Below are 19,287 nucleotides of genomic sequence, written 5' to 3' on the forward strand. Positions count from 1 at the left end.
ATGCTGAATTTCGTTGACACCGTCGGCGAGGCCGTCGCAGCCGTCAGGGACGGCTCCACGGTGATGATCGGCGGGTTCGGCAACGCCGGCCAGCCGTTCGAACTGATCGACGCGCTGCTGGACAGCGGCGCCACGGACCTGACCGTCGTGAACAACAACGCCGGCCAGGGCGACCAGGGCCTGGCGCTGCTGATCAAGGAAGGCCGGGTCCGCAAGATGATCTGTTCCTTCCCGCGGCAGTCCGACTCCTGGCACTTCGATGCCAAGTACAAGGCAGGGGAGATAGAGCTGGAGCTCGTCCCGCAGGGCAACCTGGCCGAGCGCATCCGCGCGGCCGGCGCCGGGATCGGCGGGTTCTTCACCCCCACCGGCTACGGCACCATGCTCGCCGAGGGCAAGGAAACCCGGATCATCGACGGCCGCGGGCAGGTCTTCGAAACGCCCATCCACGCCGACGTTGCCCTGATCAAGGCACTTAAGGCCGACGGCGTCGGAAACCTGGTGTACCGCAAGACCGCCCGGAACTTCGGCCCGATCATGGCCGCCGCCGCCAAGCACACCGTGGTCCAGGTGCCCGAGATCGTGCCCACGGGTGCGCTGGATCCGGAGAACATCGTGACTCCCGGCATTTACGTCAACAGCATCGTCCGTATTGATTCCAGCGGCGCTGCCTCCGCCGGCGCAGCAGAAAAGGTGGCCTGAGATGAGCCTTGTTGAAACGAGCATCCAGACGTCCGAAACCCCGCTGGGCCGGGACGACCTCGCCCGGCTGGTGGCCCGCGACATCGCACCGGGGTCGTTCGTGAACCTCGGAATCGGGCAGCCCACGCTGGTGTCGAACTACCTTCAGCCGGAGCAGAACATCACGCTGCACACCGAGAACGGCATGCTGGGCATGGGGCCGGTAGCTACGGGGAACCAGATCGACGAGGACCTCATCAACGCGGGCAAGATCCCCGTGACTGAGCTGCCGGGTGCGTCCTACTTCCACCACGCCGACTCGTTCGCCATCATGCGCGGCGGGCATCTGGACATCTGCGTTCTGGGTGCCTTCCAGGTCTCCGCCACGGGCGACCTCGCCAACTGGCACACCGGGGCACCGGATGCCATCCCTGCGGTGGGCGGCGCGATGGACCTGGCCACCGGGGCGAAGGACGTGTTCGTGATGATGACCCTCCTGACCCGCGAGGGCGCCTCCAAGATCGTCGAGGCCTGCACCTACCCGCTGACCGGGGTGGGCTGCGTGACGCGCGTGTACACCGACAAGGCAGTGTTCCTCACGGGCCCCGACGGCGTACGCGTCCGCGAAACCTTCGGCTGCACCCTCGAGGAACTGCAGGCCCTGGTGCCCGTCCCGCTCACGGCCGCCCCCGCCGTCGAGCACTAACCACATCCCCCTCACCCCACAGCGCGAGCGGGCACTTAGGGCCCCGCGCCCCAGCGCGAGCGGGCACTTAGGGCCCCGGACCCCAGCGCGCGAACGGACACTTAAGCCCCCGCACCCAGCGCGAGCGGGCACTTAGGGCCCCGCGCCCCAGCGCGCGAACGGACACTTAGGGCCCCGCGGGAACAGGCAGCAATGCTGCAAACCCCGGCTTTGAGGGCATTGGCTGTTCGTTCGCGTTGGTGGGGAGGGCCGGAAGTGTTCGTTCGCGTTGGTAGGGAGGGCCGGAAGTGTACGTTCGCGCCCATAGGATTGGTAACCATGACCGACGCAGCAGCAGGGACCGCACCGAGGACAGGCCGCACGCCGAAAACTGACGCAGCTCCTGCGGCCAGCGACCAATATGTGCAGTCGCTGGCGCGCGGGTTGGCCGTCATCCGGGCTTTCGACACCGATCACGCCGACATGACCCTCACTGAAGTGGCTGCCCGCACCGGCCTGACCCGTGCAACGGCGCGGCGCTTCCTGCACACGCTGGTGGAGCTGGGCTACGTGCGGACTGACGGCAAGACCTTCGCGCTCACGGCCCAGGTGCTGCAGCTCGGGTACGCCTACCTGTCCGGCCTGTCACTCCCGCAGCTCGCCCAGCCGCACCTCGAGGAGCTGTCTCTCAAGCTGGGGGAATCCACGTCGGCGGCTGTGCTGGACGGCACCGACATCGCCTACATCGCCCGCGTGACCACACGCCGGATCATGACCATCGGCATCACCGTCGGCACCCGTTTCCCCGCCTACGCCACGTCCATGGGCAGGGTACTCCTCGCGGCCCTTCCGCCGGAGAAACTTAAGGAGTACCTGGCCGCCGTGGAGATCAAACCGCTCACTCCGCGGGCGGTCGGCAGTGTGAAGGAACTCCTCGCCGTCCTCGACACTGTCCGTGCGCAAGGCTGGTGCCTGCTGGACCAGGAGCTGGAGCTCGGCCTGATGTCCGTGGCCGCGCCGGTCTATCACGGCAAGAAGGTAGTGGCGGCCGTCAATGTCTCGCTACAGGCCCAGTCCGTGGCCGCCAAACCCGATCCCGACGCCTACCTGGACTCGGTGCGCAAGGAAATCGTGGCCACGGCGGAACGAATCTCTACGGACTTCTCCAGCGGGCGGTAGGGCGACGCGGCAGCCCCCAACTGGAGCTCCGAAAACAAACGTTGGGTTCATTCGTGTTGGGGTCGTGAGTGGAAGTAGTTGTTGCGGCGCGGTTTTAGGTGGGGGTCGAGTTCTGGCGGGGGTTTGAACCACGGGACCTCGTTGGTGACTTCGATGGTCCAGTTTTCTTTGTGAATGAGGTGGTGGTGATGGCTGCAGAGCAGGACGCCGTTCCCGGTTCCGGTGGTTCCGCCGCGTGACCAGTAGGTGATGTGGTGGGCTTCGCACCAGGGCGCGGGGATGGTGCAGCCGGGAAACGCGCAGCCCTGGTCCCGGGCCATGATGGCCTTGCGGATGTGGGGCGGGAAGACGCGTGCGGCGCGGCCGATGTCCAGGATCCTGCCCTGGCTGCCGAGCACTATGGGGATGATGTCGGCGTCGCAGGCGATTTTCCGGATCGTGGCCGGGTTCACCGGCCCGCCGAACTCGAACAAAGCGGTGCCGCCGTTGGTCCGGCCGGTGTTAGCCGGGCCGGTATAAGCCGGTGATGGTTTCTGGGGGCTTATGTCCCACTGCGGGTTCTGGGCCCATTGTGCGTCTTGTCGTTTCCGGAGGTCGGCGAGGAGGTCGCGGTAGTTGATGGTGGCCAGGATCTGGGGCCGGTGTCCGCCGTTGGCGGGCAGGGCGTCGGTGGTGAGGGCGGCTTTGACGGCGCCGACGAGCCCGTCGAGCCGTTTCTGACCCTGTGACCGATGGTCCAGGGAGACCTCCGGGAGGCTCTCGGTGTCCCACCCGTCAAGGCTGACCGGTTCAGCGTTCCCCGCCCCAGCACTGCCCGCCCCGTCACTGCGTGGTCCGCCGTTGCCGTTCCCTCTTCCGGGTGCCGGGGTGCGGGGGTTGGTCGCGGTATTCATGGCGGTGGTGAGGGTTTCGAACTGTTCGGTGGTGGCGAATATTTCCAGGTGCTGCAGGCCGTGTTTGGGGCGGCGGACGAAGGCGCCCTGGATTTGCCGGAGGGCCGCTTCGGACGGTTCGGCCCCGTCCTGGTCGATCGCTTCGGTCCAGTGTTTGGCGACACGGATGAGGAAGTCGGCGTCGTTCTCAACGGCGGCTTGGGTCAGGTCGTGTTCCATCTGGGCGGTGTGGGCCGGGGTAGTAAAGTGCCGGGCCCGGTCCAGGGCCAGGATGATGGTGGTTGCCGCGCGGGAGCTGATCTGGGCGGTGCTGACCGCGGCGGCGAGTTCTTCGTAGCGGGGCGGGAGCTGCTGCGCGGCGAACCCTGCACTGGGCAGGACAGCGTCGGCCAGTCCGATCCGGCGGCGGGCTTCGGCGGCGGTGATCCGCAGCCTGGTCCGGAGGAACTCGACGCTGTTGCGGGATCCGTCATCACCGGGTCCCGGGCCCGCGCCATCAGCGATGGTGACGGGGGCGAGGGGTGATGCTGCTTGCGTCAGGGCGGCGGTGCGGGACCGGTCCACCGCGCCCGCGGCGAGCACCTGCAGGCGCTCCACCTTCCGGGACAGCTGCTCGAGCCGGTCCGCGAAATCGGTGGCCTGCCGGAAACCCCACAGCGCGGTGTCTTCGGCGGTGATTGCGTCCGCTGACAGCAGCGCCAGGGCCTCATCAACCACGTCCACCTCGAGGACGCTGGAGCCGCCGTCAGCCGGAAGGCTTTGAAGGGCGTTGGCGCCGGCAGTAGCCGGCACACCGGCGGAAGCCAACCCACGAGCACCGGGCCCTTCGGCCCGGTGCCCGGTGAGTCCCCCAATGGTTCCCCCAGCGGCTTCCATAAAACAAGTCTCGTGAGGGGGTCTGACATTTTGACTGGATCGCTCGCCCTACTGCCACGCAGCCCCGCTGGGTCATAGACTCTAGCCAACTACGTGCAGCAGCGCCGCTTCGCAAGTTCCACCCGGGCAGGGGAATAGCCCATGAAGACGGAGCCGCTGCACCCGTTCGAAGGGGAGTGGCGGGTGAGGCTGGGCATAGCGCGGGAACGCCGGGAGGGCGAGCGGCGGGTCGCGGCGACGCCGGAGACCGTAAAGCAGCTGAGGGGACTGGGCCTGGAAGTGCTCGTGGAATCCCGGGCGGGGGTCTTCGCGGGCCACGGCGACGAGGATTACCAGCAGGCCGGCGCCATGGTGGTTCAGGACCTCGACGTCGGCAACCTCGACGTATACGGTCACGTCCGCCCGCTCGAGCATTCGACGGCGGCCGCTCTGCGCCCGGGCGCCATCACCGTGGGCCTGGCATCGCCGTCGTCTGAACTCGCTGTGGTCATGGAGCTGGCGCAAGGCGGCATCACGTCATTCGCCCTGGAACTCGTCCCGCGCATCTCCCGCGCCCAGTCCATGGACGCCCTCTCCTCACAGGCCCTTGTGGCTGGCTACCGCTGCGTGCTCGAGGCTGCCATCCGCCTCCCGCGGTTCTTTCCGCTCTACATGACCGCCGCCGGAACGGTTCCGCCCGCGCGGGTGCTGGTGCTCGGCGTCGGCGTAGCCGGGCTGCAGGCCATTGGCACGGCGAAGAGGCTCGGGGCGCGGGTTTCGGCCAACGACATCCGGCCTTCCTCTGCGGAGGAGGTCACCTCGATGGGCGGCACTTTCATCAAGCTGGACCTCGAAACGGCGGAGGCGTCTGGCGGCTACGCCCGCGAGCTCACCGCCGACCGCGGTGCCCTGCAGCGCCGGCTCCTGGCCCCGCACGTCGCCGAAGCGGATGTGCTCATCACGACCGCGGCCGTCCCCGGACGGCGTGCACCGCTCCTGGTGACCCGGGACATGGTGGAGGCGATGCGCCCGGGATCGGTCGTAGTCGACCTCGCCGCGGAGTCCGGCGGCAATGTTGAGGGGTCCATTCCCGGCCGCGATGTCCACGTGACCACTGCCGACGGGAAGGGGGCCGTCACGCTGGTGGGGCTGAAGGACGCGCCGTCGGCCATGCCCACGGACGCCTCCCGGCTGTACGCGAAGAACGTGGCCAACCTGCTGGCTTTGATGACCCGGGACGGCACCGTGGTGCCGGACTTTGAGGACGACGTGATCGCCGGTGCCTGCCTGACGCACGACGGCGTGGTGCGGCATCCGCCGACGGCGGAGGCTCTGGCGGCGCTCGCCGCAGAGAACGACGCCGAGACCGCGCCCGAGGACGAGGCCGAGACCGCACCGGAGGACGGCCTGGAGAACGAGGTCAACGTTCAGCATGTGTCCGAAGGGCAGCGGGCGTCCGAGAACGAGGGGGTGGCCTGATGGACGGCATCAGCCTGCTGACCATTACGGTATTGGCGGTCTTCGTGGGCTTCGAGGTGGTTTCCAAGGTCTCCAGTACGCTGCACACGCCGCTGATGTCGGGAGCCAACGCGATCCACGGCATCATTTTGGTGGGTGCCATCATCGTTGCTGGGCAAGCCGCCCATCCGTGGGAGCTCGCCGTGGCCCTGCTGGCCGTGGTTCTTGCCACGGCGAACCTCGTGGGCGGCTTCGTGGTGACGGACCGGATGCTGGAAATGTTCCGCGGAAACAAGCCCAAGAAGCAGCGGGCGGAAGTGCCGGCCGGGGATGCCAAGCCAGCCGGAACCCTGACAAGCGAAACCCACGCCCGCGAAAGCAAGGGGAGCGTCCAGTGAGCCTCCTCGACCCGACGATCATCGCGCTGCTCTACCTCGCCGCCGCCGTCTTCTTCATCCTGGCGCTCAAGGGCCTCAACTCGCCCCGTACGGCCCGCCGGGGGAACCTCATCGGTGCGTTCGGTGCGGTGGTCGCCGTCGTGACCGTCTTTTTCTCCATGAGGCTGGACAACGTTCCGTGGATCCTGGGCGCGATAGCGGTGGGATCGGGGGTGGCTGCACCAGTCGCCCGGCGGGTGAAGATGACCCAGATGCCGCAGCTCGTGGCCCTCTTCAACGGTGTGGGCGGCGGAGCGGCGGCCCTCGTGGCACTGCTCGAGCTGCCGCATGCCGAGGACACCTGGGTGCGCGTCGCCGTCGTCTTCACGATGCTGGTGGGTGCCGTGTCCTTCGCCGGATCCGCCGTGACGTTCGCCAAACTCCAGGAGCTGATGACCACCCGTCCGGTCGTGTTCCCGGGGCTGCCGGCCCTGATGGGCGCCGTGCTGCTCGCGGCCGTGGGTGCCGCTACCGCCGTCGTTCTGGGCGGGTGGCTCGCCCTTGCGCTGGTGCTTCTGCTGCTGGGGCTGGCGGCCGGCGTGCTGCTGGTCCTGCCGGTGGGCGGCGCCGACGTGCCGATCGTCATCTCCCTGCTGAACGCCTTCACGGGGCTGGCCGTGGCGGCGTCCGGGCTGGTGCTGGGCAACGTGCTGCTGGTGGTGGCCGGGACGCTTGTCGGTGCCTCGGGCACCATCCTCACCCGGGCGATGGCTGCCGCCATGGGCCGCAGCGTCACGGGCATCCTGTTCGGCGCGTTCAAGGGAGGTTCGACGGCGGGATCCACCACCGTGAGCGACCGCCCCGTCCGGTCCTCCAGCCCCGAGGACGTCGCGGTGCTGCTGGGCTACGCACAGCGGGTGATCATCGTTCCCGGGTACGGGCTCGCGGTGGCCCAGGGCCAGCACACCGCGGCCGAATTGGCGCAGGCGCTCGAAGCCCGCGGGGTCACCGTGGACTTCGCAATCCATCCGGTCGCCGGCCGCATGCCCGGACACATGAACGTCCTGCTCGCCGAGGCCAACGTGCCCTACGAATCACTGAAGGAAATGAGCGAGATCAATTCCGAGTTCCGCACGGCAGACGTGGCCCTGGTGGTGGGCGCGAACGACGTCGTCAACCCCGCGGCCAAGACCACTGCCGGCTCGCCGATCTACGGAATGCCGATCCTCGAGGTGGCCGATGCCCGGCAGGTGGTCTTCCTTAAGCGCTCCATGCGGCCGGGCTTCGCCGGGATCGAGAACGACCTCATGTTCGAACCCCAGACCACCTTGCTGTTCGGGGATGCCAAGGAGTCACTCACCAAGGTGCTGGGGTCTGTGAAGGCGCTGTAGGGCGGTAGCTGCGGAAATACGTGATACCCCGCTACGATTTGAGTCCGTGGTAGTAACCGCATAACTGCAGCCGAAGGACGACATGTCAGCCCAGAACGCCTCCTCCCCGCGGCGGGCAGCCGTGGTCATTAACCCGTCCAAGTCCGTCGGCCCCGAACTTCGTGCGTCACTGATCCGGCTGTGCGACACCCAGGGGTGGGCAGAACCGCTCTGGCTCGAAACCACCATCGAGGACCCCGGCGTGGGACAGGCGCGCCAGGCGCTCGAGGCAGGGGTCGACGTCGTGATCGCCGCCGGCGGCGACGGCACCGTGCGCTGCGTTGCCGAAGTGCTCGCGGGAACGGACACCCCTCTGGGCCTCGTGCCCCTCGGAACCGGGAACCTGCTCGCCCGCAACATGGGCGTGGACATCAGCGATCCTGTCTCCGCCGCCTACGACGTCCTGAACGGCACGGAACGCACGGTGGACGTGATCAGGTGCAGGCTGAACCGCTCCGAGGAGGAGAACGTGTTCCTCGTGATGGCCGGGGTGGGCTACGACGCCGCGATCATGGCCGACACCGTGGACGTGCTTAAGGACCGCATGGGCTGGCTCGCCTACGTCGAGGCGGGGATCCGCAAGCTTCCCGGCAAGCCGGTCAGGGCTACCATCAAGGTGGACAACCGGCATCCGGTGCGGCGCCGCATCCGCAGCGTCATGATCGGCAATTGCGGCCGGATCATGGGCGGCATCGAGATTTTCCCCGAGGCGAAGATCGACGACGGCGTGATGGACCTGCTCGTCCTGGCGCCCCGCGGCCGCTTCGGCTGGCTCGGCGTGATCGCCGGTATTTTCGGCCGCAAGAAGAACAAACGGGAATCCGCCGAGTACTTCCAGGGCAAAACCGCCGAAGTGACCCTGGAGCTCGATGAGGAATTCCAGCTCGACGGCGACCACGTCGGGACCGGGAAACACCTCGCCATCCGCCTCGACCCTGGAGCGCTCAAGGTCCGCGCGTAGGCTGCCGCGCGGGTCGCCCGGGTTGGCTGGCCGGTGTCCTTGCTCTTATTTACGTGCCGTCGACTCCGCCAAACGGGGGCGAATGCTGGAAGCTGTAGTGATGCCGATGATCTCGGCGAGCTCCGCGAGCCTGTGCGCCCTGGCGGACTCCGCGGGCGTGAACGGTTCCCCCGGGCGGTAAAAGGTGAGGGGCCCGTGCCATGCGGTGGGAATCTTGAGGAGCGTGCCGGCGTCGTTCGTTTCTCCGGGAATCCGGGCCGTTTCGGAGCTGGGGTCGAGGATCCGTGCGGACAACAGCTCCGCCACGGCCAGCGGCAGTTCGTCCGGTGCCGCGGCGATGCGGGCGGCGAGGCTCAGCGCCTTGGTCTGGCCGTCTGCCATGGCGAGGGCAGTGGTGGGCCAGACCTGCGGCTGCCTGCCGCCTCCGTCCTTTAGCGCTTCCAGCAGTTGGCGCTCGTTGAGTTCGCTTGGCGCGGACAGCACGAACTCATCCAGCACGCCACCGCGGACGGGATGGACATGGATGCTCAGGATGTTGGTGTCCAGCAGGGCGAGTGACCGGGTGATCTTCTTCAGGGAGCCCGGCTGGTCCCGCAGGATAGTCCGTGCCCTCCAGAGAGCGGGCGCGTTACCGAGCCGGCGCCGGTGCCGCAGCGCCGGGGCATGGAGCCACCGCCGCAGGATGCGGGCAGCGGACGGTTCGGCCACCCAGATCACCAGTACGGTGGCCGTCAGTGTCAGGACCAGGACCTTGGCCACGTAGGGCAAATCCGTCTGCACCACGAGCGCATGCACCAGCAGTTCGATCGGAAGCATCACGGCCACGTTGGCCAGCGTGAGGCGGGTCTTGGGAGGTTCGGGCATCTGGCCGCAGACTTCGCAGCTCAAGTCCGCCGCAGCAGGGACGGGCGCTTTAGGCTTCATGGTCACATCCTGCCCGGGCGCTGTTACAGGCGGGTTGCGGCCTCGTTCCGTCCGGGTTCCGATCGCGGGAAATGCTTGTGGCCGCATGGCGGCGCACTGGTTACCACGCGGATCTGGCGGGCCGGATGGGCCGAACCTACACTGAAAAGACCATCGTGCGGAGCTCCCGTACAACGGCAAGCTCGCACGGAAATCAGCCAATTCCGGAGAGCATCATGCGCCTCAGTACAAAAAATTCAGGTTCCGCGCGCCGTCGTGCCGCCGCCGGACTGGTCGCCGTCGCGGCGCTTCTGGTCCCGGCTCCGCTGGCATCGGCCGGCGAGGACCACTCAAAAGACCATCCGGTCATCGTCCTTCCCGGTGCCAAAGGTGCCGAAGGCATCGCTGCCGGTGAAGGCAGCACCTTCTTCGCAGGTGACCTCGCAACAGGCGACATCTTCCGCGGGGACATCCGCAAGGGGACGGCTAAGAAGTTCATCGACGTGCCCAACGGCAGGGTTGCCGTGGGCTTGAAGGCCGACAACCGCAATGACCTCCTCTTCGTAGCCGGCGGTGCGGCAGGCAAGGCCTACGTCTACGACACTGACGACCGCAAGACGGTCAAGACGATCCAGCTGACCACCAAAGCAGCGTTCATCAATGACGTCGCACTCACCGACCGCGGCGCTTGGTTCACCAATTCCCGGCAGGCTGAGCTCTACTTCGTGCCGGTGGACCGAGACGGCGATCTCGGCAAGGTCCGCACCCTGAAGCTGAAGGGCCCCGCGGCTGACACGGGGGATCCTTTCAACCTGAACGGCATCGCCAGTGCACGGAACCACCGCACCCTCGTGGTGGGCCATACCGGCAACCAGGCCCTGTACACCGTCAACCCCCGGACCGGAGCCAGCGCCAGGATCGCGGGCGTGACCCTTCCGAATGTCGACGGCATCGTGGTGAAGGACAGTACCGTTTGGGCAGTCCAGAACTTCAGTAACCAGATCAGCCGCCTCACTGTCGATTTCCCGGATTCTTCGGGAACGGTCAGGGAGGTCATCAGAAACAGGAACTTCAACATTCCGACGACGGCCGCCCTGTTCGGGGAGAAGCTCGCCGCGGTGAATGCGAAGTTCGGGGTTACGAACCCGAAGACGTTCGAGGTTGTGGTGGTCAAGGCGCGCACTCGCTAGGCCATGCGCCCCGCATAACCGGCCTTTACCTGCAAAATCGGCCCGGCCCCGCTTGGGCGGCCTTGCCCTGGGCCGGTTATGCGGGGCGGGGCCGGTCATGCGGAGGAGCTCCGCTCACGTCTGGCGCTCAACGGGCACCCGAGCTGAGCCTAGCCGCAGCCATCGGGCTTACTATCGGTCCATGGAAGCCATAACCATCATTGGGGGCGGCATCGCCGGCCTGGCACTTGCGGCAGGCCTTGACCCGGAGCGCTTCGACGTCACCCTGTATGAGCAGCGCCCCGGGCTGCCGCCGGTGGAGTCCTCGCTTGCCATGTGGCCTGAGGCGCAGAGCGCCCTGGCGGTATTGGGGATCCTGCCGGACATCCGGAAGGCCGGTGCCCGCTTCGGTGGCATGGCCCTGCGGGACGGCGCCGGAAACGCCTGGGTCGCCCCGGAGGTTCGTGGGGTTCTCGGGGTGTCCAGGGCGGAGCTGATGAGGCTGCTCGATGCGGCCGTTCCTCAGGCAGTGCACCGCGTGACGGAGCGTGTGGAGCACATCCCCGCCACCGGGCCGCTTGCAACCGGGCTGCTTGTGGGTGCCGATGGCGTGAACAGTGTGGTGCGGCAGGCCTTCTGGGGCAGCCGGGCCGAAGCGACGCTGACTCCCTACCTGGCTCTGCGCGGAGTCCTGCCCGAGAGCGTTGACGCCAGCGCGGGCGGAGAATACTGGGGCCGCGGGACCATCTTCGGAATCGCCCCGGCGTCAGGCGGGCGGACGTATTGGTACGCGTCATTCCGCGCCGAGGAGGGCCCCGCCCGCGTAGATGTGGCCGAGGTCCTGCGGCACGCACGTGAGCGCTTCGCCGACGGTGCTCCCGCCATCCGCACCGTGCTGGAGTCCGCCACACCCGAGTCATCACTGGCCCAGCGGATCTGGACGGTGCCCTTGCTCACCAGCTACGTCCGGCCGGGGGCCGTGCTGGCGGGGGATGCAGCGCATGGCATGACGCCGAACTTGGGCAGGGGTGCCTGTGAAGCACTCGTGGACGCAGTCACCCTCGCCGAGCTGCTGGATACGCAGTCGGTTCCGGAAGCGCTCAAGGCCTACAACAGCCAGCGCCTCGCCCGGACACAGCTTCTCCGCCTGGCCTCCTCGGGCATGACACGCCTTGCGCTCGCCGACCGCGGCCAGCCCCTGCGCGACCGCCTGCTCCGGTTGGCCACGCGCAAAAGCCCGGCAGCCGCCGTCGGGCGTTCCTGACCGCGGCCTTGCCCCGCATGAAACGGCCGGGGCCCGCACCAGCGGCCTTGGTCCGGGCCGGTCAAGCAGGCGAGGGCCGGTTGCGGCGGAAGGGCCGACGCCGGGAGCTAGTTCTGCGGGACCGTCTCCGTCAGGTGGTGAGTGGGGATGCGGTCGCGGTCGTAGGTGATCTCGGTGTAGCCGTGTGGCTCCGGCTTGCCGCTGGAGTCCAGGTTCACGAACACAATCTCCTCGATGGTGAGGATGCTCTGGCGGGTGATCATGTTGCGCACTTCGGCCCTCATGGTCAGCGACGTGCGTCCGAAGCGGGTGGCCGTCAGGCCCATTTCAATCAGGTCGCCCTGGACGGCCGAGCTGACGAAGTTGATTTCGGAGATGTACTTGGTGACAGCCCGGCCGTTGCCCAACTGGAGGATGGCGTAGATTGCCGCTTCCTCGTCGATCCATTTCAGCAGGCTTCCTCCGAAGAGTGTGCCGTTGGCGTTGAGGTCTTCAGGGCGCACCCACTTGCGGGTGCGGAAAGTGATGTCTGCGGTTGCCATACAGCGAGGTTAGTCGACGGCGGCCAGACGGTTCCGAGTGTGACGCGCGGCCGTTTCCTTCACGCGCGGCCCTGCCCCGCACGGGCGGCCCTGGCCAAGGCCGCACAAGCGGGCGGGGGCCGGTCGTGCCAAGAGGACCAACTAGGCCATGGCCGTTTGGGCCGCGCTGCGGGAGTTGATGGGCTTGGCATAACAGTAGGAGTGCGCGACGCCGATGTAGGGACCGAAGTTGGGCACCGGTTCGAAGCCGGCGTTCTGGTAGAAGTTCCGGCCGTCGGGCTGGGCTGAGCCTGCCTCTGCTGTAATTCGGGTGATGCCCAGGGCGTGCGCCTCCGCCTCGAGGGCCGCAAGTATGGAGCTGGCAACGCCGGAGCCCCGGGTATAGGGGAGGACGTAGAGCCGCTTGATCTCGGCGGTGGTGGGATCGAGCAACCGGAGCCCTCCGCAGCCGACCGGCTGGCCGGACCCCTTGTCATAGGCGACCAGGAAGACGGCGGTATCCGCTTCGGAGGGTTTGGGCCCCGGCTCGTGGTCAGCGCACCCAAAACGGGCGTCGAGTTCCGCCTGCTGTGCCGCACGCAGGTCAGCCCCCACGGGGTTTGACCAGCTGACTTTCCGGATGTTGAGCCTGGGATTGGTCTGCATGTCTGCCTCGATTCGCCGAAGGGTTATGCAGATCAAGGCTAGAAGCGCACCGTTACCGCGGTGTTTCCTGCCGGTAAGCGGCGTGGGAACAGTTGGCGCAGCGGGCCCAGGCGGCCTGGCGGCCGCTCACAGCCGCCTCGTGCTCGGCGCCTCAGCCGGTGGTCTTCCCCATCGGGTCCTCGGCGGTGGGATCCGCCAACGCCAGGCCGCCCACCGGGCTGGCGTCCCAATGGATCAGGTTCCAGCCGGCATCGGGATCGCCGTCCAGGGCGACGATGCCGGTGTTCGCAAGGACGTGCCGGGCGGCGAATTCCATGTCGATGTTGCCGGCCCGGTGACCGGCCCAGACGCGGATGGCGGCGCCATGGCTTACGACGGCGACTGCGGCTGAGTCCGGAGCCTCGGCTGCCACCTTGGCGATGGCCGCATCGTAGCGTTCGAAGAACTCATGACCGTTCGGCCCGGCTGGCATCTGGCGGTCAAAGTCGCCGTCGGCCCAAGCGAACACGGTGCTCATGTACCGGCGGTGGGACTCGTGGTCGGTGAGCTTTTCCAGGGCGCCGGCCTCGATTTCATGGATGCCGTCCAGGACCTGGACGTCCAACCCAAGCTCCCGGCTCAGCGGCCGGGCAGTGATCTGGGTTCGGACCAGTGTCGAGGCGTACAGCGCACCGATGGGCTCGTTCACCAGAGCCCGTGGGAGGGCTTCCGCCTGGCGCTCGCCCAGCTTGGTCAGGCCGGGACCGGGGTGGGCGGTGTCCAGCTGCCCCAGCACGTTCCCGGGAGTTTCACCGTGGCGGATGAGCAGCAGCCTCATGGTTCGCGTTTCCTTGTCGTGGTCGGGTGGCAGGCGGCGGGCGCCTTCTTGAAAGGCGGCCGGAAAGGAAGCAGCGCCGGGCAGCAAAGCCCGGCACCGCCGTCGTACCTATTTCAGGTGGTCCACCAGCTGCTCCGCGATGCCGGTGTACTTGCCCGGAGTGAGGGCAAGCAGCCGTGCCTCGGCTTCCGGGGACAGGCCCAGGCTCTGGACGAACTCCTGCATGCGGGCGGCGTCCACGCGCTGCCCGCGGGTGAGGTCCTTGAGGCGCTCGTACGGGTTCTCCATGCCTGCGACGCCGGCGATCGCCTCTGCCCGCATCACCATCTGGATGGCCTCACCCAGGACTTCCCAGTTGGTGTCCAGGTCTTCGGCGAGCACGCTTTCTGCGACGTCGAGGCGCTCCAGGCCCTTGGCCACGTTGGAGATCGCCAGCAGGGAGTGGCCGAATGCCACGCCGATGTTGCGCTGGCTGGAGGAGTCCGTGAGGTCGCGCTGCCAGCGGGAAGTCACCAGCGTGGAGCCCAGCACGTCCAGCAGTCCGCAAGAGATTTCCAGGTTGGCCTCGGCGTTTTCGAAGCGGATCGGGTTGACCTTGTGCGGCATCGTGGAGGAGCCGGTGGCGCCTGCAACGGGAATCTGCGCAAAGTAGCCGATCGAGATGTAGCTCCAGATGTCCGTGCAGACGTTGTGCAGGATCCGGTTGAAGCGGGCGACGTCGGCGTACAGCTCGGCCTGCCAGTCGTGGCTTTCGATCTGTGTGGTGAGCGGGTTCCAGGTCAGGCCCAGGTTCTCCACGAACGACTTGGCGACCTGCTGCCAGTCCGCGCGGGGGACGGAGGCGACGTGCGCGGCGTAGGTGCCGGTGGCGCCGTTGATCTTGCCGAGGTACTCCGTCTTGGCAATGCGGTCCAGCTGGCGGCCCAGGCGGTGCGCGACGACGGCGAGTTCCTTGCCCAGCGTCGTTGGCGTTGCGGGCTGCCCGTGGGTGCGGGACAGCATCGGTACCGAGCGGTTGTCCGCCGCCATCTTGCTGATCTGGGCGACAAGAGCACGTGCGGCGGGCAGCCACACGTCCTCCACAGCACCCTTCACGCCGAGGGCGTAGGAGAGGTTGTTGATGTCCTCCGACGTGCAGCCGAAGTGAACCATCGCGGTGAGGTTCTCGATGCCGATGGCAGGCAGGCGGCGGCCGATGTAGTACTCCACAGCCTTCACGTCGTGGACCGTCACGGCCTCGATTTCGGCCAGTTCGGCGACGGAGCCGGCGTCGAACTCGGTGACGATGCCGCGCAGCTGCTGCTGCTGCCCGTCGCTCAGCGGGCCAGCGCCCGGCAGTACGTTATTGCTGGTCAGGTGGATAAGCCACTCCACCTCAACTGCGACACGGTCCCGGTTGAGGGCGGCCTCGGACAGGTAGTCAACGAGGGGGGCGACGGCGGATTGGTAGCGGCCGTCCAGCGGGCCGAGCGCGATGTGTTCCTGGGACGCGGCGAGGGCCAGGCGTCCGGAAGGCGTACGGGTGTCAGCTGTGGCGGCAGTTTCAGGCATGCCCTGATTCTTTCATGAACTTCGACGCCCGCTGAAGCTTACGGTTGCCTGTGACCTCTCCTCACCAGGCGGCGGGGTTGCGGACTTCTCCACATGGACGACGGCGGGTGTTACGCGTGCGCTGCTTCCTTCCCTAACGTCGGAATCAGCCAGCGCCGACTGGAAGAACAGGGGGATCCAATGAGTGCCAACATCACCGCCGCGGATGCGGCCGCGTGCTCATCGCGCAGCTTCGACGTGCAGCTACTGGCAGCGCAGGCCGACACGTGCGCGGCGGAGGTTGATGCGGTCCTGGCCAGGCTTTCGCAGCTGCAACTGGCGGACTGGCAGTCCCCTGCAGGCCTGGCTTACAGGGCAAGCATCGGGCTGCAGGCCGCAGCCCTGCGCAGGGCCAGGGAACGCATGGAACTCGCAGCGCAAAGTATCCGCCGGCATGCCCGGAACGTGACGTTGTCCTCCCTCCCGGCCAGGGCGGCGGACTACTGATGCCCGAAGTGTCGCCGTTCGGGAGCGGAGGATCCCTTCGGCCGCAGGAGCCTGGGCAGGACGGGCAGCTGCTGGTTCGGGGCGGTGTGGCTGGCATCTCGTTCCAATTGGAGGAACTCAGCGAGGGAGCACGAGGGCTGGGTGGCCTGGCGCGGGACCTCGCAGCGGTGGAGGCGGCGGCCTACAGGATCTGGTCAGAGCTGGGGCAGTACCAAAATGATCCGCCGTCCAGCGGGGTGGAATCCGTCACGGCCATCTGGGAGGGGCGGCGCGCTGTCGCCGCCGTGCGGGCAGAACTGCAGGACATCGGAATCCATGTGCAGGCCTGTCTGCAGGAATATGAGGAGGCCGAATACGAAACCGCGGCCCAGCTGCGGCTTAGCACCGACTCATTGAAACTGGTGGCCCCGCAGCTACAGGATGCGTTCCCCGGCGGAGCCGCCGAACCGCTCAGCCCGGACTTCAGCCGGTTGTTTAACAGAGACAGTTTCGAGGCGCTGACGGGCAGCTACCCCGTGATGATGTTGGCCCTGGTCGGAACGAATCCCTTGTTGCTGGGTGAGGCGCTCTCCATGGCTGCCGGGTCCGGCATGAAAGGAACGGGTATCCCTTTCGTGACCCGTGCGCTGGCCGAGGGAGTGAGGCCTGAGCTCGTGCCTCGCCGGGTTGACGCCTTCGCCGGTACGAGCGCAGACGTCGATCTGGACGCCTCCCCGGCCGGGTTGCTTGCCCGGGCGCGCTCGCTGGATGGAGGTCCTGGGAGCATCGAAGTCATCAGGACGGCCAGTGGTGGGAGTGAAGCATTCATTGTGATTGTCCCCGGCACGCAGCCGGGAAACACCGGCGGCCCCAACCCGTTTGACGAGGCCGGCATTGCAGAAGCGCTGGGATATGGGTCCGAGCATACGAGTGCGGCAATCAGGTCGGCACTGCGGCAGGCGGGGGCGGAGGCGGGCGCGCAGGTGGTGGCCGTTGGCTACAGCCAGGGCGGGATCCATGCCATGAACCTGAGCCAGGACAAGGCCTTCCTTGCAGAGTACGACCTCAAATACGTCCTGACGGCGGGGTCGCCCGTTGGTGGCATTACTCCAGAACCGGGCATTAGCAGCCTGCACCTGGAGCACCGGCAGGACTGGGTGCCGGGCGGCGACGGAGCGCCGAATCCGGATACGCGAGACCGTGTGACCGTGACGCTCCAGGGCCGTCTGCTCACGCCGCCCGGCGAGGACCCGGGGCTCGGGCCCGGCCACTGGCTCGCCAACTATGAAGAAGGAGCGCGGGCGGTCGCAGCCAGCAGGGACCCGTCCCTCATGGCATCCACAGCCGCTCTCGCTGCCGTGGTGGGCGCAGGGGGAGGGGCAACGGCGACACGCTTTCAACTGGTCCGCACTCCAAAGACGCAGCATCCATTCGTGGGCCAAATCCCTGCAATCGAACCGGGCATCCGGACCCTCGAAGGCAAATCCGCGGAAGGAAAGGTGGCGGCTGAGAAGACATCCGCTGAAAAGACATCGGCCGAGAAGGGATCCACGGGAAAGGAGGCCGCGGAAAAGGGCGCGGCCGATAGGATCCCTTGAGCCCGGGTGTCAGCGGTGGCGGGCGCCTGGGATCCTGTCGGCCACGAGGGAAATCACAGTGATGATGATGGCCGCCAGCACCGCCGTCCAGAAGAAGGAGTCGATGGAGAAGTTGACCGGGGTGTAGCTGCTGATCCATGAGGTCAGGTACAGCATGGCCGCGTTGATGACGACGGTAAACAAGCCCAGGGTGAGGATGGTGATGGGCAGTGAGAGGAAGCTGACTATCGGGCGAACGAAGGCGTTGACCAGGCCGAAAATCAGGCCGATGAACAGGTAGGCCAGAACCACGCCCGCTGCGTCCGTTCCCTGGCTGATGCCGGTCTTCGCAATGGCTTCGGTGGTCGCTGACGTGGTGATGTCTAGCCCGGGCAGAATCCAGCTGGCGATCCAGAGAGCCAGTCCGTTGATGAGCACCCGCACAATGAAAGACCGCATGCGCCCATGCTTTCACACTGGCCGCCGCCACCGGGCAGTCTCCGGCTGACACAGTCCCTCACATGGTGGCCCGCACAGCAACCCAACCGTGCTGGAGAGGCGAAGTAGGCTAGTTGGCATGACTTCATCAGAGACCATGGCGGGTGGCGTCAGGCCGAGGCCGGTCGTTGACCGCCTGCCACGCTACGCCGCGGGCAAGCCCCCCGTCACCGTTGACGGCCTGGCGAGCTACAAACTGTCCTCGAACGAGAACCCGCTCCCCCCGATTCCGGCTGTGGCCCAGGCCATCGCCGCGCAGACAGACTTCAACCGCTACCCGGACCCGCTGAGCACCAAGCTCCGGACCGCTCTTGCTGACTTTTTGGACGTGCCTGCCGAGGACATCGTTACGGGCGCCGGAAGCCTTGGGGCGCTGAACCAGCTTTTGGCAACCTTCGCAGGCCAGAATGAGGACGGGAAGGCCGATGAAGTCATCTACGCCTGGCGGTCCTTTGAGGCCTATCCCATCTGTGTGGGCCTGGCCGGCGCCCAGGGCGTGCAGATCCCCCTCACCCCCGACGGCCGGCACGACCTTGAAGCCATGGCCGCGGCCGTCACCGTCCGCACGAAGGTGATCCTGCTCTGCACGCCGAACAACCCCACCGGCCCTATCCTGACGGCCGAGGAAACCGAGCGCTTCATCAACGCGGTTCCATCGGACGTCGTGGTGGTCATCGATGAGGCGTACCAGGAGTTCGTGCGGGCAGAGGATGCAGTCGACGGCATCCGGATGTACCGGAAGTACCCCAACGTGGCGGTGCTCCGGACCTTCTCCAAGGCCCACGGGTTGGCCGGCCTCAGGGTCGGTTACTCCATCTCCCAGCCGGAGCTCACCCAGCATCTCCGGGTCGCCGCCACCCCGTTTGCCGTGTCGCAAATTGCCGAGCAAGCCGCCGTAGTGTCGCTGCAGCATTTCGATCAGGTTGTAGAAAGGGTACAAAGCCTGGTGGACGAGCGGGAGCGGGTGAGGGCCGGTCTGCGCGATCTGGGCTGGTTCGTTCCGGAGGCGCAGGGGAACTTTGTGTGGCTTGGACTCGGCGCTGACAGCGCCGAATTCGCTGCGCTGGCGGGTGAACGTGCCCTCTCGGTTCGCGCTTTCGGCAACGAGGGCGTACGGGTCAGTATCGGCGAGCCCGAGGCGAACACCCGGTTTCTCGAGCTCTGTGCGGTTTATACAAAACCGCCACGGCGTTCCTAGCGATTAACAAACCCCCGGCCCTACCTACGCCGGATAAAGTAAGGAACAGTAAGCCAAAATATATGCCTCAGCGGGAATGCATTCCCTCTGAGGCATATATCCCAGCGACATTGCAACGCATCCGGATGCGGCAGGCAAG

At 67.0% G+C, this 19,287-nt stretch carries 19 protein-coding genes; 12 read left to right on the forward strand and 7 right to left on the reverse strand.

Going from position 1 to position 19,287, the window contains the following annotated elements; all coding sequences use genetic code 11:
- The 3 genes from ACIP9X_RS04170 (at position 1) to ACIP9X_RS04180 (ending at position 2,545) form a co-directional block, all read left to right on the forward strand.
- A complete protein-coding gene (locus ACIP9X_RS04170; protein WP_400478442.1) occupies positions 1 to 702 on the forward strand; it encodes a 3-oxoacid CoA-transferase subunit A in 702 nt (233 codons plus the stop codon).
- A 1-nt stretch (position 703) separates the two neighbouring features.
- Positions 704 to 1,387 (forward strand): 3-oxoacid CoA-transferase subunit B, encoded by a 684-nt coding sequence (locus ACIP9X_RS04175; RefSeq protein WP_400478443.1) that lies wholly within the window; start codon positions 704 to 706, stop codon positions 1,385 to 1,387.
- A gap of 318 nt (positions 1,388 to 1,705) precedes the next feature.
- Positions 1,706 to 2,545 (forward strand): IclR family transcriptional regulator C-terminal domain-containing protein, encoded by an 840-nt coding sequence (locus ACIP9X_RS04180; protein ID WP_400478444.1) that lies wholly within the window; start codon positions 1,706 to 1,708, stop codon positions 2,543 to 2,545.
- A 47-nt stretch (positions 2,546 to 2,592) separates the two neighbouring features.
- On the opposite strand, the gene ACIP9X_RS04185 is transcribed toward ACIP9X_RS04180, so the two are convergent.
- Positions 2,593 to 4,314, reverse strand: a complete 1,722-nt coding sequence (locus ACIP9X_RS04185) for a DUF222 domain-containing protein (protein ID WP_400478445.1) — start codon at positions 4,312 to 4,314, stop codon at positions 2,593 to 2,595.
- A gap of 183 nt (positions 4,315 to 4,497) precedes the next feature.
- Here ACIP9X_RS04185 and ACIP9X_RS04190 point away from each other — a divergent pair, with 183 nt between their 5' ends.
- The 4 genes from ACIP9X_RS04190 to ACIP9X_RS04205 all read left to right on the forward strand — a co-directional run bounded on the left by ACIP9X_RS04190 (position 4,498) and on the right by ACIP9X_RS04205 (position 8,519).
- Complete coding sequence (locus ACIP9X_RS04190) at positions 4,498 to 5,772, forward strand: Re/Si-specific NAD(P)(+) transhydrogenase subunit alpha (RefSeq protein ID WP_400478538.1); 1,275 nt, start codon at positions 4,498 to 4,500, stop codon at positions 5,770 to 5,772.
- A complete protein-coding gene (locus ACIP9X_RS04195) occupies positions 5,772 to 6,149 on the forward strand; it encodes an NAD(P) transhydrogenase subunit alpha (protein ID WP_400478446.1) in 378 nt (125 codons plus the stop codon). The genes ACIP9X_RS04190 and ACIP9X_RS04195 overlap by 1 nt, the downstream gene beginning before the upstream one ends.
- On the forward strand, positions 6,146 to 7,519 hold the full coding sequence (locus ACIP9X_RS04200; RefSeq protein ID WP_400478447.1) for an NAD(P)(+) transhydrogenase (Re/Si-specific) subunit beta: 1,374 nt from the start codon (positions 6,146 to 6,148) through the stop codon (positions 7,517 to 7,519). The genes ACIP9X_RS04195 and ACIP9X_RS04200 overlap by 4 nt, the downstream gene beginning before the upstream one ends.
- An 82-nt stretch (positions 7,520 to 7,601) precedes the next feature.
- A complete protein-coding gene (locus tag ACIP9X_RS04205; protein WP_400478448.1) occupies positions 7,602 to 8,519 on the forward strand; it encodes a diacylglycerol/lipid kinase family protein in 918 nt (305 codons plus the stop codon).
- Positions 8,520 to 8,564: 45 nt separating this feature from the next.
- On the opposite strand, the gene ACIP9X_RS04210 is transcribed toward ACIP9X_RS04205, so the two are convergent.
- On the reverse strand, positions 8,565 to 9,443 hold the full coding sequence (locus ACIP9X_RS04210; RefSeq protein WP_400478449.1) for an amino acid-binding protein: 879 nt from the start codon (positions 9,441 to 9,443) through the stop codon (positions 8,565 to 8,567).
- Positions 9,444 to 9,658: 215 nt separating this feature from the next.
- Here ACIP9X_RS04210 and ACIP9X_RS04215 point away from each other — a divergent pair, with 215 nt between their 5' ends.
- Together ACIP9X_RS04215 and ACIP9X_RS04220 are read left to right on the forward strand one after the other, a co-directional pair.
- Entirely contained in the window at positions 9,659 to 10,612 is a 954-nt protein-coding gene (locus ACIP9X_RS04215; protein ID WP_400478450.1) for a hypothetical protein, read from the forward strand.
- A gap of 181 nt (positions 10,613 to 10,793) precedes the next feature.
- On the forward strand, positions 10,794 to 11,855 hold the full coding sequence (locus tag ACIP9X_RS04220; protein WP_400478451.1) for an FAD-dependent monooxygenase: 1,062 nt from the start codon (positions 10,794 to 10,796) through the stop codon (positions 11,853 to 11,855).
- A 107-nt stretch (positions 11,856 to 11,962) separates the two neighbouring features.
- Here ACIP9X_RS04220 and ACIP9X_RS04225 read toward each other — a convergent pair whose 3' ends face one another.
- From ACIP9X_RS04225 to purB, 4 genes are all read right to left on the reverse strand, one after another.
- Positions 11,963 to 12,397 carry an acyl-CoA thioesterase gene (locus tag ACIP9X_RS04225; RefSeq protein WP_400478452.1) on the reverse strand — a complete coding sequence of 145 codons (435 nt, stop codon included), beginning with the start codon at positions 12,395 to 12,397 and terminating at the stop codon, positions 11,963 to 11,965.
- 141 nt (positions 12,398 to 12,538) lie between these two features.
- On the reverse strand, positions 12,539 to 13,042 hold the full coding sequence (locus ACIP9X_RS04230) for a GNAT family N-acetyltransferase (RefSeq protein ID WP_400478453.1): 504 nt from the start codon (positions 13,040 to 13,042) through the stop codon (positions 12,539 to 12,541).
- Positions 13,043 to 13,193: 151 nt separating this feature from the next.
- The gene (locus tag ACIP9X_RS04235) at positions 13,194 to 13,859 is read right to left on the reverse strand and encodes a histidine phosphatase family protein (protein ID WP_400478454.1); all 666 of its coding nucleotides are present in this window, start codon (positions 13,857 to 13,859) and stop codon (positions 13,194 to 13,196) included.
- A 108-nt stretch (positions 13,860 to 13,967) separates the two neighbouring features.
- Positions 13,968 to 15,410 (reverse strand): adenylosuccinate lyase, encoded by a 1,443-nt coding sequence (purB, locus tag ACIP9X_RS04240; protein ID WP_400478455.1) that lies wholly within the window; start codon positions 15,408 to 15,410, stop codon positions 13,968 to 13,970.
- Between the two features lie 180 nt (positions 15,411 to 15,590).
- Here purB and ACIP9X_RS04245 point away from each other — a divergent pair, with 180 nt between their 5' ends.
- On the forward strand, positions 15,591 to 15,896 hold the full coding sequence (locus ACIP9X_RS04245; protein WP_400478456.1) for a hypothetical protein: 306 nt from the start codon (positions 15,591 to 15,593) through the stop codon (positions 15,894 to 15,896).
- Positions 15,896 to 17,473, forward strand: coding sequence for a hypothetical protein (locus tag ACIP9X_RS04250; protein WP_400478457.1), 1,578 nt, complete (start codon positions 15,896 to 15,898; stop codon positions 17,471 to 17,473). The genes ACIP9X_RS04245 and ACIP9X_RS04250 overlap by 1 nt, the downstream gene beginning before the upstream one ends.
- A 9-nt stretch (positions 17,474 to 17,482) precedes the next feature.
- On the opposite strand, the gene ACIP9X_RS04255 is transcribed toward ACIP9X_RS04250, so the two are convergent.
- Positions 17,483 to 17,911: a phage holin family protein gene (locus ACIP9X_RS04255; RefSeq protein WP_400478458.1), complete on the reverse strand. Its 429-nt coding sequence runs from the start codon at positions 17,909 to 17,911 to the stop codon at positions 17,483 to 17,485.
- A 118-nt stretch (positions 17,912 to 18,029) separates the two neighbouring features.
- On the opposite strand from ACIP9X_RS04255, the gene hisC reads away from it, so the two are divergent.
- Positions 18,030 to 19,148, forward strand: a complete 1,119-nt coding sequence (hisC, locus tag ACIP9X_RS04260; RefSeq protein WP_400478459.1) for a histidinol-phosphate transaminase — start codon at positions 18,030 to 18,032, stop codon at positions 19,146 to 19,148.
- Positions 19,149 to 19,287: the final 139 nt, after the last annotated feature.

The sequence above is a fragment of the Arthrobacter sp. NPDC093125 genome (genome assembly GCF_044754225.1).
Lineage (GTDB): Bacteria > Actinomycetota > Actinomycetes > Actinomycetales > Micrococcaceae > Arthrobacter.